This window comes from Mesorhizobium sp. WSM2240 (assembly GCF_040438645.1).
Classification (GTDB): Bacteria; Pseudomonadota; Alphaproteobacteria; order Rhizobiales; family Rhizobiaceae; genus Allomesorhizobium.
Genome location: NZ_CP159253.1, coordinates 2,272,051 through 2,287,352, shown reverse-complemented (window position 1 = coordinate 2,287,352; position 15,302 = coordinate 2,272,051). Strand labels below are relative to the sequence as shown.

General features: G+C 62.1%; 18 protein-coding genes. 7 read left to right on the top strand and 11 right to left on the bottom strand.

Annotated elements, in window-relative coordinates; translation table 11 throughout:
- Window positions 1-94: 94 nt before the first annotated feature.
- The 4 genes from ABVK50_RS10995 to ABVK50_RS10980 are packed head-to-tail and all read left to right on the top strand — an operon-like array spanning window position 95 to window position 3,051.
- Window positions 95-559, top strand: coding sequence for a RidA family protein (locus ABVK50_RS10995; RefSeq protein WP_353641529.1), 465 nt, complete (start codon window positions 95-97; stop codon window positions 557-559).
- Window positions 560-566: 7 nt separating this feature from the next.
- Entirely contained in the window at window positions 567-1,295 is a 729-nt protein-coding gene (locus ABVK50_RS10990) for a glycerophosphodiester phosphodiesterase (RefSeq protein ID WP_353641530.1), read from the top strand.
- Between the two features lie 37 nt (window positions 1,296-1,332).
- Window positions 1,333-2,568, top strand: coding sequence for a GNAT family N-acetyltransferase (locus ABVK50_RS10985; RefSeq protein ID WP_353641531.1), 1,236 nt, complete (start codon window positions 1,333-1,335; stop codon window positions 2,566-2,568).
- A 54-nt stretch (window positions 2,569-2,622) separates the two neighbouring features.
- Window positions 2,623-3,051: an HIT family protein gene (locus ABVK50_RS10980; protein WP_353641532.1), complete on the top strand. Its 429-nt coding sequence runs from the start codon at window positions 2,623-2,625 to the stop codon at window positions 3,049-3,051.
- Between the two features lie 7 nt (window positions 3,052-3,058).
- On the opposite strand, the gene ABVK50_RS10975 is transcribed toward ABVK50_RS10980, so the two are convergent.
- From ABVK50_RS10975 to ABVK50_RS10960, 4 genes are read right to left on the bottom strand one after another with little or no spacing between them, the layout of a single operon-like run.
- Entirely contained in the window at window positions 3,059-3,481 is a 423-nt protein-coding gene (locus ABVK50_RS10975) for an ACT domain-containing protein (RefSeq protein ID WP_353641533.1), read from the bottom strand.
- 14 nt (window positions 3,482-3,495) lie between these two features.
- Complete coding sequence (locus ABVK50_RS10970) at window positions 3,496-3,846, bottom strand: AzlD domain-containing protein (protein WP_353641534.1); 351 nt, start codon at window positions 3,844-3,846, stop codon at window positions 3,496-3,498.
- Window positions 3,843-4,589 (bottom strand): AzlC family ABC transporter permease, encoded by a 747-nt coding sequence (locus ABVK50_RS10965; RefSeq protein ID WP_353641535.1) that lies wholly within the window; start codon window positions 4,587-4,589, stop codon window positions 3,843-3,845. Before ABVK50_RS10965 ends, ABVK50_RS10970 begins: the two co-directional genes overlap by 4 nt.
- A 45-nt stretch (window positions 4,590-4,634) precedes the next feature.
- Window positions 4,635-5,570 carry an EamA family transporter gene (locus tag ABVK50_RS10960; protein WP_353641536.1) on the bottom strand — a complete coding sequence of 312 codons (936 nt, stop codon included), beginning with the start codon at window positions 5,568-5,570 and terminating at the stop codon, window positions 4,635-4,637.
- A gap of 105 nt (window positions 5,571-5,675) precedes the next feature.
- Between ABVK50_RS10960 and ABVK50_RS10955 the strand changes: the two genes are divergently transcribed.
- Window positions 5,676-6,152, top strand: a complete 477-nt coding sequence (locus ABVK50_RS10955) for an Lrp/AsnC family transcriptional regulator (protein WP_353641537.1) — start codon at window positions 5,676-5,678, stop codon at window positions 6,150-6,152.
- A 64-nt stretch (window positions 6,153-6,216) separates the two neighbouring features.
- Here the strand turns inward: ABVK50_RS10955 and clpA are convergent, their stop codons facing one another.
- From clpA to ABVK50_RS10940, 3 genes are all read right to left on the bottom strand, one after another.
- Entirely contained in the window at window positions 6,217-8,679 is a 2,463-nt protein-coding gene (gene clpA / locus ABVK50_RS10950) for an ATP-dependent Clp protease ATP-binding subunit ClpA (RefSeq protein WP_353641538.1), read from the bottom strand.
- A gap of 8 nt (window positions 8,680-8,687) precedes the next feature.
- On the bottom strand, window positions 8,688-9,017 hold the full coding sequence (clpS, locus tag ABVK50_RS10945) for an ATP-dependent Clp protease adapter ClpS (RefSeq protein WP_165030813.1): 330 nt from the start codon (window positions 9,015-9,017) through the stop codon (window positions 8,688-8,690).
- A 269-nt stretch (window positions 9,018-9,286) separates the two neighbouring features.
- The gene (locus tag ABVK50_RS10940) at window positions 9,287-9,616 is read right to left on the bottom strand and encodes a phasin family protein (RefSeq protein ID WP_353641539.1); all 330 of its coding nucleotides are present in this window, start codon (window positions 9,614-9,616) and stop codon (window positions 9,287-9,289) included.
- A gap of 257 nt (window positions 9,617-9,873) precedes the next feature.
- Between ABVK50_RS10940 and ABVK50_RS10935 the strand changes: the two genes are divergently transcribed.
- Window positions 9,874-11,289 (top strand): D-alanyl-D-alanine carboxypeptidase, encoded by a 1,416-nt coding sequence (locus ABVK50_RS10935; RefSeq protein WP_353641540.1) that lies wholly within the window; start codon window positions 9,874-9,876, stop codon window positions 11,287-11,289.
- Between the two features lie 44 nt (window positions 11,290-11,333).
- Here the strand turns inward: ABVK50_RS10935 and ABVK50_RS10930 are convergent, their stop codons facing one another.
- The 3 genes from ABVK50_RS10930 to ABVK50_RS10920 all read right to left on the bottom strand — a co-directional run bounded on the left by ABVK50_RS10930 (window position 11,334) and on the right by ABVK50_RS10920 (window position 13,265).
- Window positions 11,334-12,029, bottom strand: a complete 696-nt coding sequence (locus ABVK50_RS10930) for a DnaJ domain-containing protein (RefSeq protein ID WP_353641541.1) — start codon at window positions 12,027-12,029, stop codon at window positions 11,334-11,336.
- Window positions 12,026-12,751: a VWA domain-containing protein gene (locus ABVK50_RS10925; RefSeq protein WP_353641542.1), complete on the bottom strand. Its 726-nt coding sequence runs from the start codon at window positions 12,749-12,751 to the stop codon at window positions 12,026-12,028. Before ABVK50_RS10925 ends, ABVK50_RS10930 begins: the two co-directional genes overlap by 4 nt.
- Before the next feature lie 76 nt (window positions 12,752-12,827).
- Complete coding sequence (locus tag ABVK50_RS10920) at window positions 12,828-13,265, bottom strand: DUF1489 family protein (RefSeq protein ID WP_353641543.1); 438 nt, start codon at window positions 13,263-13,265, stop codon at window positions 12,828-12,830.
- A gap of 100 nt (window positions 13,266-13,365) precedes the next feature.
- On the opposite strand from ABVK50_RS10920, the gene ABVK50_RS10915 reads away from it, so the two are divergent.
- Window positions 13,366-13,569: a dodecin family protein gene (locus ABVK50_RS10915; protein ID WP_353641544.1), complete on the top strand. Its 204-nt coding sequence runs from the start codon at window positions 13,366-13,368 to the stop codon at window positions 13,567-13,569.
- Window positions 13,570-13,573: 4 nt separating this feature from the next.
- Here ABVK50_RS10915 and ABVK50_RS10910 read toward each other — a convergent pair whose 3' ends face one another.
- Window positions 13,574-14,974 (bottom strand): L-serine ammonia-lyase, encoded by a 1,401-nt coding sequence (locus ABVK50_RS10910; RefSeq protein WP_353641545.1) that lies wholly within the window; start codon window positions 14,972-14,974, stop codon window positions 13,574-13,576.
- Window positions 14,975-15,302 lie beyond the last annotated feature (328 nt).

The window sequence follows — 15,302 nt, the reverse complement described above, 5'->3', positions numbered from 1 at the left end:
TGCTGTGCAGTCTAAAAAAAGTCATGGCGGAAGCGAGGCGAAAATTGCAGGTTCGACCAAGCGACCGCATCATACAAAGTCATAGGGAAAGACAATGGGCGAAACAATCGAAAAGCGGCTGAGCGATCTCGGGATCACACTGCCGGCTGCCGCGGCGCCCGCCGCCAACTACGTGCCTTTCATGCGGACGGACAATCTCGTCTTCACTGCGGGGCAGTTGCCGCTCAGGGAGGGCAAGCTGCAGGTCACCGGCCTGCTCGGCCGGGACGTGGACACAGCCGCCGGGCAGGAGGCCGCGAAACTTTGCGCGATCAATATATTGGCGCAGGCCAAGGCCGCGATCGGTGATTTGGAGAAGATCAAGCGGCTGGTGAAGATCACCGTCTTCGTCGCCTCTACACCTGATTTTGCCGAGCAGCATCTTGTCGCCAATGGCGCGTCCGACTTCCTGGTCGCGGTGCTGGGCGAGTCGGGAAAGCATGCGCGTTCCGCGGTGGGAACCGCATCGCTGCCGCTCAATGCATCCGTCGAAATCGAAGCCATAATCGAAGTTGCGTGAGGCGAGCATGAAAAATCTGTCCTGGCTGACCGCGCGGCCGATCGCTCATCGCGGCCTGCATGATTCCAACAAGCTGGTCTGGGAAAACACGCTTCCCGCCTTCGAGGCGGCAGCGTCGAAGGGATATGCGATCGAGTGCGACGTACGCCTGACCAGCGACGGAGTGCCGGTCGTTTTTCACGATGACGGCCTGTTCCGGCTGACGGGAACCGACGGCTGCGTCTGGCAAAGGACGGCGCGGGAGATGGCTGCGCTGCGCATCGGCAGCACCGCGGACCATCCGCCTTCGCTGAAGGAGATGCTCGATCTGGTGCACGGGCGCGTGCCGCTCGTGGTCGAGCTCAAGGGGGTTCCCGGCCATGACGCCAGCCTGGTCGAGCGCGTCTGCGCGCTGCTTCACGATTACGGCGGCAAGGTCGCGATCATGTCGTTCGACCACTGGCTGGTCCGGCAATTTCCGGCGCATGCCCGGAACATCCCGACCGGCCTGACAGCGTGGGGCGAAAAGGAACACGAGCTGGAAGCACATTTTTCCATGCTGGCGCATGACATTTCGTTCGTCTCCTACGGGGTCGACTGCTTGCCCAACCGTTTCGCCGGTTTCGTGCGGGAGAGGCTCGGCATGCCTGTCATCACCTGGACCGTTCGCGACGAGGCTGCCGTCGAGCGGACCTTCGCGCATGCCGACCAGATGACGTTCGAAGGCTTCACGCCTGAAGCCGTGTTGGCCGCATAGCCTTGTGCGGCCACATTTCGATCGTAGATAGAGGCGGATGACCATCAGCGAAGACGAAGCCGGAACCAACGCTGCGGATGGCGAATATGCGATCCGCATCGCGGCCAGTATCGACGCATTCACGCGCGAGGAATGGGACGGCTTTTCCGGCGCCTCACGCAATTGTGCCGGAACTGCATACAACCCGTTCGCTTCCTACGATTTTCTGAGCATCCTGGAAGAATCCGGCTGCGCCGTGCGGCGCTCCGGTTGGCAGGGGCATCATCTGCGGCTCGAAGCGCCGGACGGTGCGGTTCTCGGGGCTGTCCCCTGCTATCTTAAGTCTCACAGCCAGGGCGAATATGTATTCGACCACGGCTGGGCCGACGCCTTCGAGCGCGCAGGCGGACGCTACTATCCGAAATTGCAGGCGTCAGTGCCGTTTACTCCGGCGACCGGACCTCGCCTGCTGGCCAGGCGCGGCGCGAACGAGGCCGCGGTCAAGGCGGCGCTGGCTGCCGGCTTGAAGCTGGTGACCGACCGCCTCGGCGTATCCTCCGCGCATGTGACCTTTGCCGAGACGGCCGATATGGCGGCGCTGGAAAATGCCGGCTTCCTGGCGCGGACGGACCAGCAGTTCCACTTCTTCAATGAAGGCTTTTCGAGCTACGACGATTTTCTCGCAACGCTCGCATCGCGAAAGCGCAAGGCGCTGAAGAAGGAACGCCGCGAAGCGCTCGTCAGCGGCATCTCGATAGACTGGCTGACGGGCAGCGACCTGACCGAAGCGGTCTGGGATGACTTCTTCGCCTTCTACATGGACACGGGCAGCCGCAAATGGGGCCGGCCATATCTCAACCGCACATTCTTTTCGCTGGTCGGCGAACGGATGCGCGACGACATCCTGCTGGTGATGGCGAAGCGCGGCGGACGCTACATCGCCGGGGCGATCAACTTCATCGGATCGGATACGCTCTACGGCCGCAACTGGGGCTGCATCGAGGATCATCCCTTCCTGCATTTCGAGGTCTGCTATCATCAGGCCATCGACTTTGCGATCCACAGGCGGCTCCGGGTCGTCGAGGCCGGCGCGCAGGGCGAACACAAATTGGCTCGGGGCTACCGGCCGGTCACAACGCATTCGGCGCACTACATTGCCCATACAGGCCTCCGGCAGGCCATCGACGACTATCTCGAGCGGGAACGGGCCGAAGTGGCGCGGATGAGCGAGTATCTCGAGGAGCACGGCCCGTTCCGGAAGTCGCCGGATCTCAATGTTGAGCCCCGCCATTGAATCAATTCCGGTCAGCGGCAAATATGGCGGGAACCGACAGACGGCGAGGTACAAATGGCGACTTATGACAACAACAACATCTTCGCAAAAATCCTGCGCGGCGACCTCCCGGCCCATAAGCTCTACGAGGACGCTGATACATTCGCGATGATGGACATCATGCCGCGCGGCGACGGCCACTGCCTGGTGCTCCCGAAAAAGCCGTCGCGCAACATCCTCGACGTCGATCCGGACAGCCTTGCTGCTGTGATGCGCACGACCCAGAAACTGGCTCGCGCGGTTGTGAAAGCGTTTTCGGCCGACGGCGTAACCATTCAGCAATTCAACGAACCGGCCGGGGGACAGGTGGTGTTTCACCTGCACGTCCACGTCATTCCGCGCTTCGAAGGCGTGATGCTCGGACAGCCCGGCGGGCCGATGGAGAAGCCGGAAGTGCTTGCGGCGAATGCCGAAAAGATCAAAGCGGCGCTGGGAGCGGCATAGCCGACGATTATTTGCGGACGTTTTCCGCACTTTCACTCTGTAGGGCCTTCAGCGCCGCAAGAGCCTTCGCGGCGTCGGCAGCCGGCACGAAGATGTGGTCGTGATGGAATGCGGCTACCACATTGGCGGCAATCCCCTCCCGCGCCAACCGGGCCGAGAAGGCGGCGGTCAGGCCAACCGCCTCCAGGCTCGAATGCACGGCAAGCGTGATCATGCGCATCGGCGCGGCACCGGCGAGCCTTTCTTGCTCGGCGATCTCGCGGCGTAGGATCAGCGTCAGGCCTTCAGCCTCGCGAAACATCCCAAGCGGATCGAGACGAGCGAGGTCTGCGATATTCCCATTGGCGACGGTGCAGAAGACGAATTCGCCGTCGTGCAGTTCCGGCTCCATGCCGGCCAGAAGCTGTTGCAGGTCGTTGACGCCGGTCATCCGCTCTATCTCAACTAGCCATGGTAGAATAAGCCCGCGGCAAGGACCGCCTCGGCAACGATGATGCCGACCAGAACGCGCTTGCCCAAGAAAAAGTAGGCGGCGAAACCAAGAGCCGCCGCACCCATGCGCAGGCCGAGCGGCGTTGCTGCCAGCGCGCCGCTGGGGAAGATGATGAGGTTGCCGATGACGGCGGCGACCAGCGCCGTCGCTACCGCCCGGACCAGCACCAGCAGATCCGAATCCTCGGCAATGCGGCCGCCGAAATAGACGCCGAGAAAACGCCAGGAATCGGTGGCGAGCCAGCCTGCGACGAGGATGAACAGGAACGGCCACCACCAAGCGTCCAACGAGGTGAATGTCATGAGGCGCGCCTCCGTCGCGATAGCCGATGGAAGGCGTAAGCCGTGGTACCACCAATAAGGCCGGCCGCGAGCAGATCGTATTGCGGCACAACCACATGGAAGAGCGGCCCGAGGCCCAGCCCAAGCACCATCGCGACATGCCCTGCCCGTTCGCGCGCCGAGCCCCAGAGCGAGGTCAGGAAGTACATCGGGGTCAGGAGAAAAAGCGCTGCCGAAACCGCTGGCGGCAGCCTGTCGGCAACAAGGAAGACGACGGCCACGACACCCATATTGCCCAGCACAAGCGTCGATCCGATGCCGGCATACCAGGTCGTGCGCATGGCGCGCGGGATACCACCGATGCGCTCCATGGCGACAACCCAGGAGGTGACGGCGACAAAATGGGAAAGCACGTAGAGTACCCAATTCGGCGTGCGCCCGCCGCGGAGTTCGGGCACCAACGCCACCACCATTGGCATCAGCCGGACCGATGAAAGCGCGACCGCGAAGGTCGCCGCCGGCAGCGAGGCGCCTGACAGGATCGCGCCGATCAGAACGACCTTTCCGGGCAGCGCCCATACCACGCCGGTCATGAATACGGTCTCGGCGAGCGTCAATCCGGCTTCCTTGGCGAGGCCGGCGAAGCCGACAAAGGCGCTGGCGAGGATCAGTCCTGGAACGGACACCGCCGCCCGGACGCCACGCAGATACCAGTGGCGGCGGTCGGTGACTGTCGGCGCGCGGGGAGTTGCGTCATCAGGCATCGGCTTGCCGGATAACATAAGCTCCTCATCGAGGCGATGTGAAAATCAGGGCAGTTCAATCTGTTCCCGTGGGCCAGGACGGAGGGCCGGCCTCGATTCCGATCCTGTCCCGGACGGCGCAGGCTTGTGCGCGGCAACCCCCAGCATGACCAGAGCGATGCCCAAAACATCGCGGCCGGTCGGGATTTGGGCGAGTACGAGCGCTGCGATGATCGCGGCAGTCGCCGGCAGAAGCGCCAGCATCAGGGCAAAGCTCGCGCGTGGCAGCCGCGACATTGCGAGCTGATCGGAAATATAAGGGATGACCGACGAGCACAGGCCGACCCCTATGCCGGCAAGAACGAGATTTGCCGAGCCAAACGCCTTGACCGCCTCCGCCAAGCCGATCGGCATAACGAAAATGAAGGCAATCGCCATTGCGGCCCCCAAGCGCTCGACGCCGCCACTGGCGCCGCCTTCGGCTGCCTTGTGGCCAAGTACGATATAGGCCACAAACAACCCGCCGTTGAGCGCCGCCCAGCCGAGCCCGATCATGTCGGCGGACCACCTCACATCGATCAGGACGAAGACGCCGGCAACGGCGAGTACGAGTGCTGCGAAATTGCGGCCGGTCCTCAATCCGTAGAGCGCGACGCCGATCGTGCCGACGAATTCCATGGCCGCGACCAGGCTCATCGGCAGGCGCTCGAGCGCGAGGTAGAACGCGACGTTCATGATCGCGAGACTGGCGCCCAAACCGACCAGCAGCAGGCGGGTCCTGGCATCCGCCTCCGCGATCGTCCGCCACGGCTTTGTGAAGGGCGCAAAGATCAACGCGGCAGAGGCGATCCGCATCCACGCGACGCCGAGCACGCCGATGGCTGGAAATAGAAGCACGGCGAAGGACGGGCCGAGATAGTGGAATATCGCGCTGACGCAGAACCAGGCGTGTGGCGGCACGATTTGCGCGGCCCTGTCGAGAGTGGGATTGGACGTGGGCATATGACGATTTCCTCAACCGTCATTATGAGAGGCATTTACGGTATTCTATATGCCTAAGATTAGGCTATTGTCAGGCAGGTGCGGCTACATCATCGGTAAAATTCAATGAAACGCCTTCGATATGAAAATGGCGATATCGACCCGGTCGATGCGAAAATCCTGCGAGCGCTCGCCAGGGATGCGCGAACGAGCACGGCCGAGCTTTCCCGGCTTGTCGGCTTGTCAGCGCCCAGTGTTTCCGAACGGGTGAAGCGTCTTGAGGAGAACGGTGTGATCGAAGGCTATTCGGCTAAGATCAACGCAGCGGCTCTCGGGCTGCCGCTCGCCGCGTGGCTTCGCATCCGGCCTATCCCTGGCCAGCTTCAAAGAGTCGCCGAGATCTTGCGCGCGCTGCCGGAAATCGTCGAATGCGACCGAGTAACGGGCGAGGATTGCTTCATCGCCCGGGCCCATCTCCGGTCGGTGGCCGACCTGGAGCGGCTGATCGACCAGATCATCCCCTACGCCATGACCAACACGTCGATTATCCAGTCTTCGCCGGTGGAGCGGCGGCTGCCGCCGATCGGGATCGGCGAGGCATAGCTTCTTCAAACGAAAATCTCCTCCCCGGCACTCGGGGAGGAGATTATGGCTTTGGCCGAACCACTCAGCCCTTTCTGGGCAGTTGTGGCACCAGGCTGCGTTTGCCGCCATCCTTGCCGTTGGCGGCCGGCCGTGACTTCTGCGTCGCCGGCTTGGCAGCCTTCTTGACAGGTTTCCGTGCCGGGACCTTCTTCGGCTCTTCCTTCTTCGGCTTGACCGGAAGCTCATCGGCGAGCGATTCGAGCTTCAGGCCGGTCTCACCGGTTTCCTTGGTCTCGACCGTTACGCGCACTGTGCCGCCCTTCTTCAGCTTGCCGAACAGAACTTCCTCAGCGAGCGGCTTCTTGATGTGCTCCTGGATGACTCGGCCGAGCGGCCGAGCACCCATGCGCTCGTCATAGCCTTTGTCGGCAAGCCAGGAGATGGCCTCCGGCGACAGATCGAAAGTGACGCCGCGCTCTGAAAGCTGGGCCTCCAACTGCATCACGAACTTCTGCACCACCTGATGCACGACCGGGATCGGCAGCGAACCGAACGGGATGATCGCATCAAGACGGTTGCGGAATTCCGGCGAGAACAGCCGGTTGATTGCCTCCATGTCGTCGCCTTCGCGCTTGGACGAGCCGAAACCGATTGCGGCCCTGGCCATGTCGGATGCGCCCGCATTCGTCGTCATGATCAGGATGACGTTGCGGAAGTCGATCGATTTACCGTTGTGGTCGGTCAGCTTGCCGTGGTCCATGACCTGCAGCAGGATGTTGAACAGGTCCGGATGCGCTTTCTCGACCTCGTCGAGCAGCAGCACGCAATGCGGATGCTGGTCGACACCATCGGTCAGCAGGCCGCCCTGGTCGAATCCGACATAGCCCGGAGGCGCGCCGATCAGCCGCGAGACGGTATGGCGCTCCATATATTCCGACATGTCGAAGCGCAGCAATTCGACGCCTAGCGAGGCGGCAAGTTGCTTTGCCACTTCGGTCTTGCCGACGCCGGTCGGGCCCGAGAACAGATATGAGCCAATGGGCTTCTCGGGCTCACGCAGGCCTGCCCGCGCCAGCTTGATCGCCGAAGTGAGCGCCGAGATGGCGGTATCCTGGCCGTAGACGACACGGCGCAATTCGGTATCGAGACCGGCCAGCACCTGCTCGTCGTCGGCCGAAACCGTCTTCGGCGGGATGCGCGCCATGGTGGCGATGGTTGCCTCGATTTCCTTAACGCTGATCGTCTTCTTGCGCCGGGCTTCGGGTACCAGCATCTGGCTGGCCCCGGTCTCATCGATCACATCGATCGCCTTGTCGGGCAGCTTGCGGTCACTGATGTAGCGCGCGGACAGTTCCACCGCCGCCTTGATGGCGTCGTTGGTGAATTTCACCTTGTGGAAGTTCTCATAGTAGGGCTTCAGGCCCTTCATGATAGCGATCGTGTCCTCCACCGACGGTTCGTTCACGTCGATCTTCTGGAAGCGCCGCACGAGTGCGCGGTCCTTCTCGAAGAACTGACGAAATTCCTTGTAGGTGGTCGAGCCGATGCAGCGTATCGCGCCGGAAGACAGCGCCGGCTTCAGCAGGTTCGACGCATCCATGGCGCCGCCGGAGGTGGCCCCGGCGCCGATCACAGTGTGGATCTCGTCGATGAACAGAACCGCGCCGGGATAGTCCTCAAGTTCCTTGACGACCTGCTTCAGGCGCTCCTCGAAATCGCCGCGGTAGCGCGTGCCGGCGAGCAGCGTGCCCATATCGAGCGCGAAGATCGTAGCGTTGGCGAGAACTGTCGGCACGTCGCCCTCGACGATGCGCTTGGCCAGCCCCTCGGCTATAGCGGTCTTGCCCACCCCCGGATCGCCCACATAAAGCGGGTTATTTTTGGAGCGGCGGCAAAGGATCTGGATCGTGCGGTTAATCTCGCTTTCGCGTCCGATCAGCGGATCGATCTTGCCCGACTTCGCCTTCTTGTTGAGATCGATGCAGTAAGCGGTCAGCGCGTCCTGCTGCTGCTTCTTCTTGGCGCCGCTCTCCTCCGGCTCGCCGCCGGACGAATTCTGCTGGTCCTCTTCGGCGCCGCGCGGGGTGCGGGTTTCATTGGCCCCAGGCCGCTTGGCGATGCCGTGCGAGATGTAGTTGACCGCGTCGTAGCGGGTCATCTGCTGCTCTTGCAGGAAGTACGCAGCATGGCTTTCGCGCTCGGCGAAGATCGCCACAAGCACGTTGGCGCCCGAAACCTCGTCGCGGCCAGAAGACTGGACGTGGATTACCGCGCGCTGAATGACCCGCTGGAAGCCGGCGGTCGGCTTGGAATCCTCGTCATAGCCTGTGACCAGGTTGTCGAGCTCAGTGTCGATATAGGTGAGGACGGTCTGCTTGAGTTCGTCGAGATCGACATTGCACGCGCGCATGACAGCGCCCGCCTCGCTGTCATCGATCAGGGCGAGCAGGAGATGTTCGAGCGTGGCATATTCGTGATGCCGCTCATTGGCGAAAGTCAGCGCCTGATGCAGCGCCTTTTCAAGGCCTTGGGAGAAAGCCGGCATTCAAAACCTCATTTCTTCTCCATCACGCATTGCAGCGGATGTTGATTCTGACGGGCGAAGTCCATGACCTGAGACACTTTGGTCTCGGCCACTTCAAATGTATATACCCCGCATTCGCCCACTCCGTGATTGTGAACATGGAGCATTATGCGGGTGGCGGATTCACGATCCTTCTGGAAAAAGCGCTCCAGAATGTGGATGACGAATTCCATCGGCGTGTAGTCGTCATTGAGGATCAGAACGCGGTAGAGGCTCGGTTTCTTGGTCCTGGTCTTGGTTCGCGTGATGACAGCCGTACCGCGACCGGGGCTGTTGCCCCCGTCTTCGCCGTTTTGCATGTGCGCCACAAATTTTGTCGTGGCATCCCCGCCGTTCTTCACCAGTGCCTTGCCTTTCGCGGGTTCCTCACCCGACTGTCGAATGTAGGTAGCCTCATCGCAATTTTAAGCCCTTCTTTTTTGCTGACAATATGGACGAACGCGTGAGCATCGTCGTTTTTCAGGAATTCGCGATATAGGGACGCAAAGGTCACGAAAAAACCCGGCCGCGCGGCGCAGCCGGGTTCTCCCAGTGGGCTTTCCGGGCCCGAATATGTTTGCAGGTTGGCTTAGCGGGCCTTCGCCACGATCGATTCGAACGGCCGGTAGCTGTCCTTCGCCATGTCGGCATAGAGGCCGCTGAGCGTCGTGGCCTCGGCAAGGAAGCCTTCATAGAACTGCTTGGCGTAGTCGGTCTGAATCTCGAACGCATTTTCCAGCGACTTTGCCGACAGTAGTGCTTCCAGCGCGGCGCTGCCGGCTTCGAACGACTTCTTTGCGTATTCGGCGGATTCAACCGCAATCGCCTGAGCGCTCTTTGAAAGCGCGGCGAAGCTCTTCAGCCCGGTATCGACGAACTCCTTGCCGTAATTGCCGGCGTCTTCAAATGTTTGTGTCATTCGATCATCCCTTCGGGTGAGTTGGCGCGCAACACGTCCCGCTGTGCAACGCACCCCAATTTATTGTGCAGCGCAAAAAGAGTCAATTTGGCCCGCGCCGCGCGGCATTTGTTTCAAAATTGGCTCAATCCCGACAAAAAGGATGAACGTCCTGGTTACCATAAACGGATTGGTAACGCTGTCGCCCTTAGGTTCATCGGAAGCGAGGCAGGAGCCTTTGCCGCCTCCGGTGCAATTAAAATTCAAAGGGTGTAACAGTGCGTCAGGCGTTTGCGGCCATTGCCTTTTCCATCGCTTCTCCGTTGAAATCCGCCATTGCTGGATTGCTGGCTATTGCGCTGGGGCTTGCCGCGACCGGCCCGTCTGCTGCGAATTCCAAATACGCGGCGATCGTCATCGACGCCAACACCGGCAAGACGCTGTTTTCGTCTAACGCCGATTCGAGGCGCTATCCGGCGTCGTTGACCAAAATGATGACGCTCTATCTGGTGTTCGAGGCGATGGCCGCCGGCAAAATCACCAAGAACACCTCGATCCCGATTTCCCGTAATGCCGCTGCGGAACCGCCTACGAAGCTCGGGGTCAAGGCCGGCAAATCCATCACCGTGGAAACGGCGATCTATTCCCTCGTGACCAAGTCGGCGAACGATGCATCGACGGCGCTCGCGGAATATCTCGGCGGTTCGGAGAAAGAGTTCGCGCAGATGATGACGGCCAAGGCGCGCAAGCTTGGCATGACCAGCACCGTATTCCGCAACGCTCACGGCCTGCCCGATACGGCGCAGTTCTCGACGGCGCGCGACCTGGCGACCCTCGGCATCGCACTGAAGGAACACTACCCGCAGTACTACTCCTATTTCTCAACGCGCTCCTTCACCTATGGCCGGAATCGCATGGCCAACCACAATCGCCTTCTCGGCCGCGTCAAGGGCGTCGACGGCATCAAGACCGGCTACACCCGCGCCTCAGGCTTCAATCTGGTTTCGTCCGTTTCGCAAGGCGATCGCCGCATAGTCGCGGTGGTGATGGGCGGCAACAGCGGCGCATCCCGCGACAATCACATGGCCGAACTGATCGAGAAATACATGCCCAAGGCATCGACCAGGCGCAAAGGCGCGCCGCTTATCGCCAGCGCCGGGGGTTCGCCTATCGGCGCTCTGGCGAAGGTTTTCTTGCCCAAGAACGATGCGCCGACGCCGGAAGCCCGGCCCGAGGAAGACGTTGTGATCGCGGCCGAGGCGGACGCCGAAACCTTGGAGGAAGCAGAGGTTGCGGCCATCGAAGAAGAAGTTGTGCCTACCCCCACGCCAAAGTCCGTCTTTGTTGAAACTCTCGAATCCGCCCCGGTAGAGCAGGCCTATGCACAACCTTCGGCCGACCGTTTTGGCGGCGACGTCGATCCGGTCGAGACGGCTTCGGTTGCGCCGTCCGGCTGGGCGATCCAGGTCGCGTCGTCGCCAAACAAGTCCGAAGCCAACGCATCCCTGGCCAGGACGAGCAAGGTGGCGCCCGCGGTCCTTGCCCATGCGTCCGGCTATACCGTCACGTTTGACAAGGACGGTGTCATCTACCATCGCGCCCGCTTCGGCGGTTTCGGCTCCAAGGCGGCGGCCTGGAAGGCCTGCGATGCGCTCAAGAGAAAGAAGATCGACTGTTACGCTGTCGAGAACTAGGCGGCGCAACAGGAATCTCCCGGAAAGTATCGTGTCGAAGGAGACTAGTGGTGATTGGTGAGCAAGACGTCCTTGGCTTCGTTGATCCGCGCCGCCAGGAAAGACGTTCCGCCGAGGTCGGGGTGCAGGCGCTGCATCAGGCGGCGATGCGCCTTGCGGATATCCGCCGCGGTGGCCCCCGCTTCAAGACCAAGGATCTTGTAGGCCTCCTGCTTAGTCATGGCGCCCGTACCTGGCGGAACACCCAGCCCTTCGCCATCATGCGTATCCGGGTCTTCGCGCCAGACGGGAAACCGGCTGTCAAGATACGTCTCTAGCAATTGCCGGCTTTCCGGATCGCCTGGGAGTTCGGCGTAAAGCTGTTTCAATTCGTTCAAAGCCATCTCGCCGAGCATCCGGGCCTCATAACGCCCGGCCAGAACCACCCCCTCGAGCGCACCGCTGTCGTGATCGAGTTCCATCTCGAGCGCCGCCGTACGCACCGTAGAGCGCTTGCCCGGCGTCTTCTTGCGCCCGCTCCGCATCCGGTTCGACATGAACCAGGCGAGCGCCCCTGAAAGCATCATTCCGCCTATGCCGGCCCGGCCGCTGAGCAGCGCCGCCGCGCCGAGAATAGCGAGCACCACCGGTCCGGCATTGCGCAGCGTTCTGGCGAGCGAGGCCGGATCGAGCCGCAGAAACGCGGCGACGATCAGTGTCAGAACCAGCAAAGCGGTCACTATGCCGAGAAAAATGCTCATTGCGGCCTGCTGCCCTGCAAATGCTCGATCATCAGGCGGTCCTCGGGCCGCCCGCGCGCCTCGAGCGCCTTGAGCCCGCCGGTGGCGAATACGGCTACCGCGGAAAGCAGTTTCGCCAGTGTCGCGGCGGCGTTGCGGTCGAAACGGAACCATGCGCCTTTCGACAGACGGGCGATCTCCTTGAAGGCGGCTTCGGCGACTGGGTCGCGGCCTTCTTGGAAGACGAAGACCGGTACGCCGAGCAGGCCGAGATTGCCGGCCTGGACCGAAAGATCGTCGATCTTCTCCTCCATCGCGTCGCCTATATAGACGAGTGCATTGACCTTCTCGCGCGCGGTTTCCTTCAGCGCGTGCGACAGCACCTTGCCGATCTGGGTATGTCCGCCGCGGCAGTCGATACTGCTCATCAGGCGCTTCAGTCCGGCTGTATCGGTCACGAAACCCGAAGCGCGGCATTCGTCGAGGCCGCGGAAATAGATCAGCTGCACCTTGAGCCCCCCGGTCATGCCGACCGCATCGAACATCTCGGCCTGCAACGAGCAGGCGAGATCCCAGGTCGGTTGCCGGCTCATCGTGGCGTCGAGCGCAAGCACGAGGCGGCCCTGCCCTTTTCCCGCAACGGCGCCGATGGCTCGCGCCTGGCGGACGAACGCTTCTATGTCTCCCGACGCCGAGCGCGGCGCGGGATCGTCGATCCTGGCTGGCGTTTTCTTGTCGCTCATGCACATCAAGATGTGGCGAACCCGGCCTGCTTGCAAGCCCGGAGCATGATGGCAGTGCCGGGAGGCGCTGCGGCCTCTAAAGCAGGCCGAGTTCGGCCAGTTCGCGGCGCAGCTTGGGTGGCATTGCCATCAGCTCGGCGTGCGAGGCTCCCATATCGGCAGGAGCGTCGGCCTGTTTCAGATAGCGCCAGCCTTGGAAAGCCCGGCGCGGCTGCCATTCTGTCCGCACGACCGTGGGATCGAGGACCAGATGGCAACGGGAAATGCCTTCCGAATCGACGAACGGCCGGATTTCAAGCAGCCTTTGGCGGCATTGGACCTGCGCCTTGATGACCCAGTAGAGCGAGCCACCCTGCAGAAGTTCGCTGCCCCGCGTCGGCATCATGCGCGTCGTATGGAATTGCTCGACGGGTTCGCCGGCGCGGCGGCGCTCGTCTAGCCGGAAGGCGATCCACTCTTCCAGATCCTCGACGCTGTCACAGCCGACGCAGAGTTTTATCAGGTTCAGGGCCATTGAGCGTTACTACGCCGCAAATTGGAAACGAAAAAGACCTGGGTGCGTTGGGTCCACATGTTTGCGCACGGCGGAGTGCGCAGGCAAACAGGAGGATTCCATGTCAGTAGCAAAAAACACAGAGATCACCGCATCCGGCTCGACTATCGAAGGGGCCATCGCCCATGGCATCGACCGGGCAACCGCAACGCTGAAAAACGTCAAGCAGGTCTGGGTCAAGGAGATAGTCGCCAAGGTGGATGGCGGCAAGGTCTCCGAATACCGCGTCGATATGAAGGTTACCTTCGTGCTCGACGACGCTTAATGCCTCAGCACTCCACCACATTCACGGCCAGGCCGCCGAGGCTGGTTTCCTTGTAGCGCTCGTTCATGTCCATGCCGGTCTGGCGCATGGTTTCGATCGCGGCGTCGAGCGGCACAAAGTGCGTGCCGTCGCCCTTGATGGCAAGCGAGGCGGCGGTGACCGCCTTGACCGCACCGAGCGCATTGCGCTCGATGCAGGGGACTTGCACAAGCCCGCCGACCGGGTCGCAGGTCATGCCGAGATGATGCTCCAGCGCGATCTCGGCGGCATTCTCGACCTGCTCGGGCGAGCCGCCCATGACCGCACAGAGCCCGGCCGCCGCCATCGCCGAGGCCGAACCGACTTCGCCCTGGCAGCCGACCTCGGCACCCGAGATCGAGGCGTTGGTCTTGATGATGCCGCCGACTGCCGCGGCGGTCAGAAGGAAGTCGCGTATGCTGGCCTGGTCGGCCTCGGGATGGAAATGCAGCCAATAGCGCATGACGGCCGGCACCACCCCGGCGGCGCCGTTGGTTGGCGCGGTGACGACGCGGCCGCCGGCGGCATTCTCCTCGTTGACGGCCATGGCGTAGATGGACAGCCAGTCGTTTGCCAGCAGCGGATTGGGCCGGTTCTGGCTCCACTGCTCCTGGAGCTTGTCGTGCAGCATTCGCGCGCGGCGGCGAACCTTCAGGCCGCCGGGCATGATGCCGTCCTGCGACAGGCCGCGCTCGATGCAGCCGCGCATCGCCTCCCAGATGCGGTCGAGCCCCTCATCCAGCTTTTCGCGCGGCAGGTGGACTTCCTCGTTGGCGCGCTTCATCTCGGCAATCGACAAACCGCTGCGTCTTGCCATGTCCAGCATTTCGACCGCATTCCTGAACGGGTACGGCACTTTTGCGCCGGCGGGGGCCGTCGCGCGCGTCTTCATGCGCTGCAACTCTTCCTCGGCCACGACGAAACCGCCGCCGATCGAATAATAGATGCGCTTAAGGAGCAGGCGGTCGTCAGCATCATAGGCATAGAACGCCATGCCGTTGGCGTGACCGGGCAGCGGTGTCTTCTTGTCGAGCACAAGGTCGGAGGCAGGATCGAAGCGGTAGGACGGGTGCCCGGGCGGCGAGATCCGGCGCTCGGCCTTGATCTTGTCGACGATGCCGTCAGCGACGTCAGGATCGACCGTCTCCGGGGTCTCGCCGGCTAGCCCGAGAATCACCGCCCGGTCCGTACCGTGGCCGATGCCGGTATAGGCGAGCGAGCCGTGCAGGCTGACGGCGATGCGGTCGACCTTCGCGCCTGCCGGCCGGGGCCAATCATCACCGAGGATTTCGGACAGAAAGCGTGCGGCGGCCGTCATCGGCCCCATCGTATGCGAACTCGACGGGCCGATGCCGATCTTGAACAGGTCGAATACCGAAAGGAACAAGCTTGGCGCTCCTGCAGCGATTTACTCAGCGTATCGCATTTATTGTGATGTTTCCGCTGTTTCGAGCGGCTGGGCTTCCCGACAGCCGACCCCGTCTGCTCCACCTACGACGCGGCCCGTGCTCCGGCCAAAGAAAAAGACGCGGGACCGGGCCCCGCGTCTTTTGCAAATTCCGTCGATGCCGGGATCAGCTTGCTGCCAGGACCGCCGCAGTTTCCGGACCGCCGATGAGCCAAGCCAGGAGAAGTATACCTGCAAACCCGACAACTGCTTTGGCGGTTACGCCCCAGCAGGACTTCTGAATGCCATCGTCCATGATTTTCCTGTT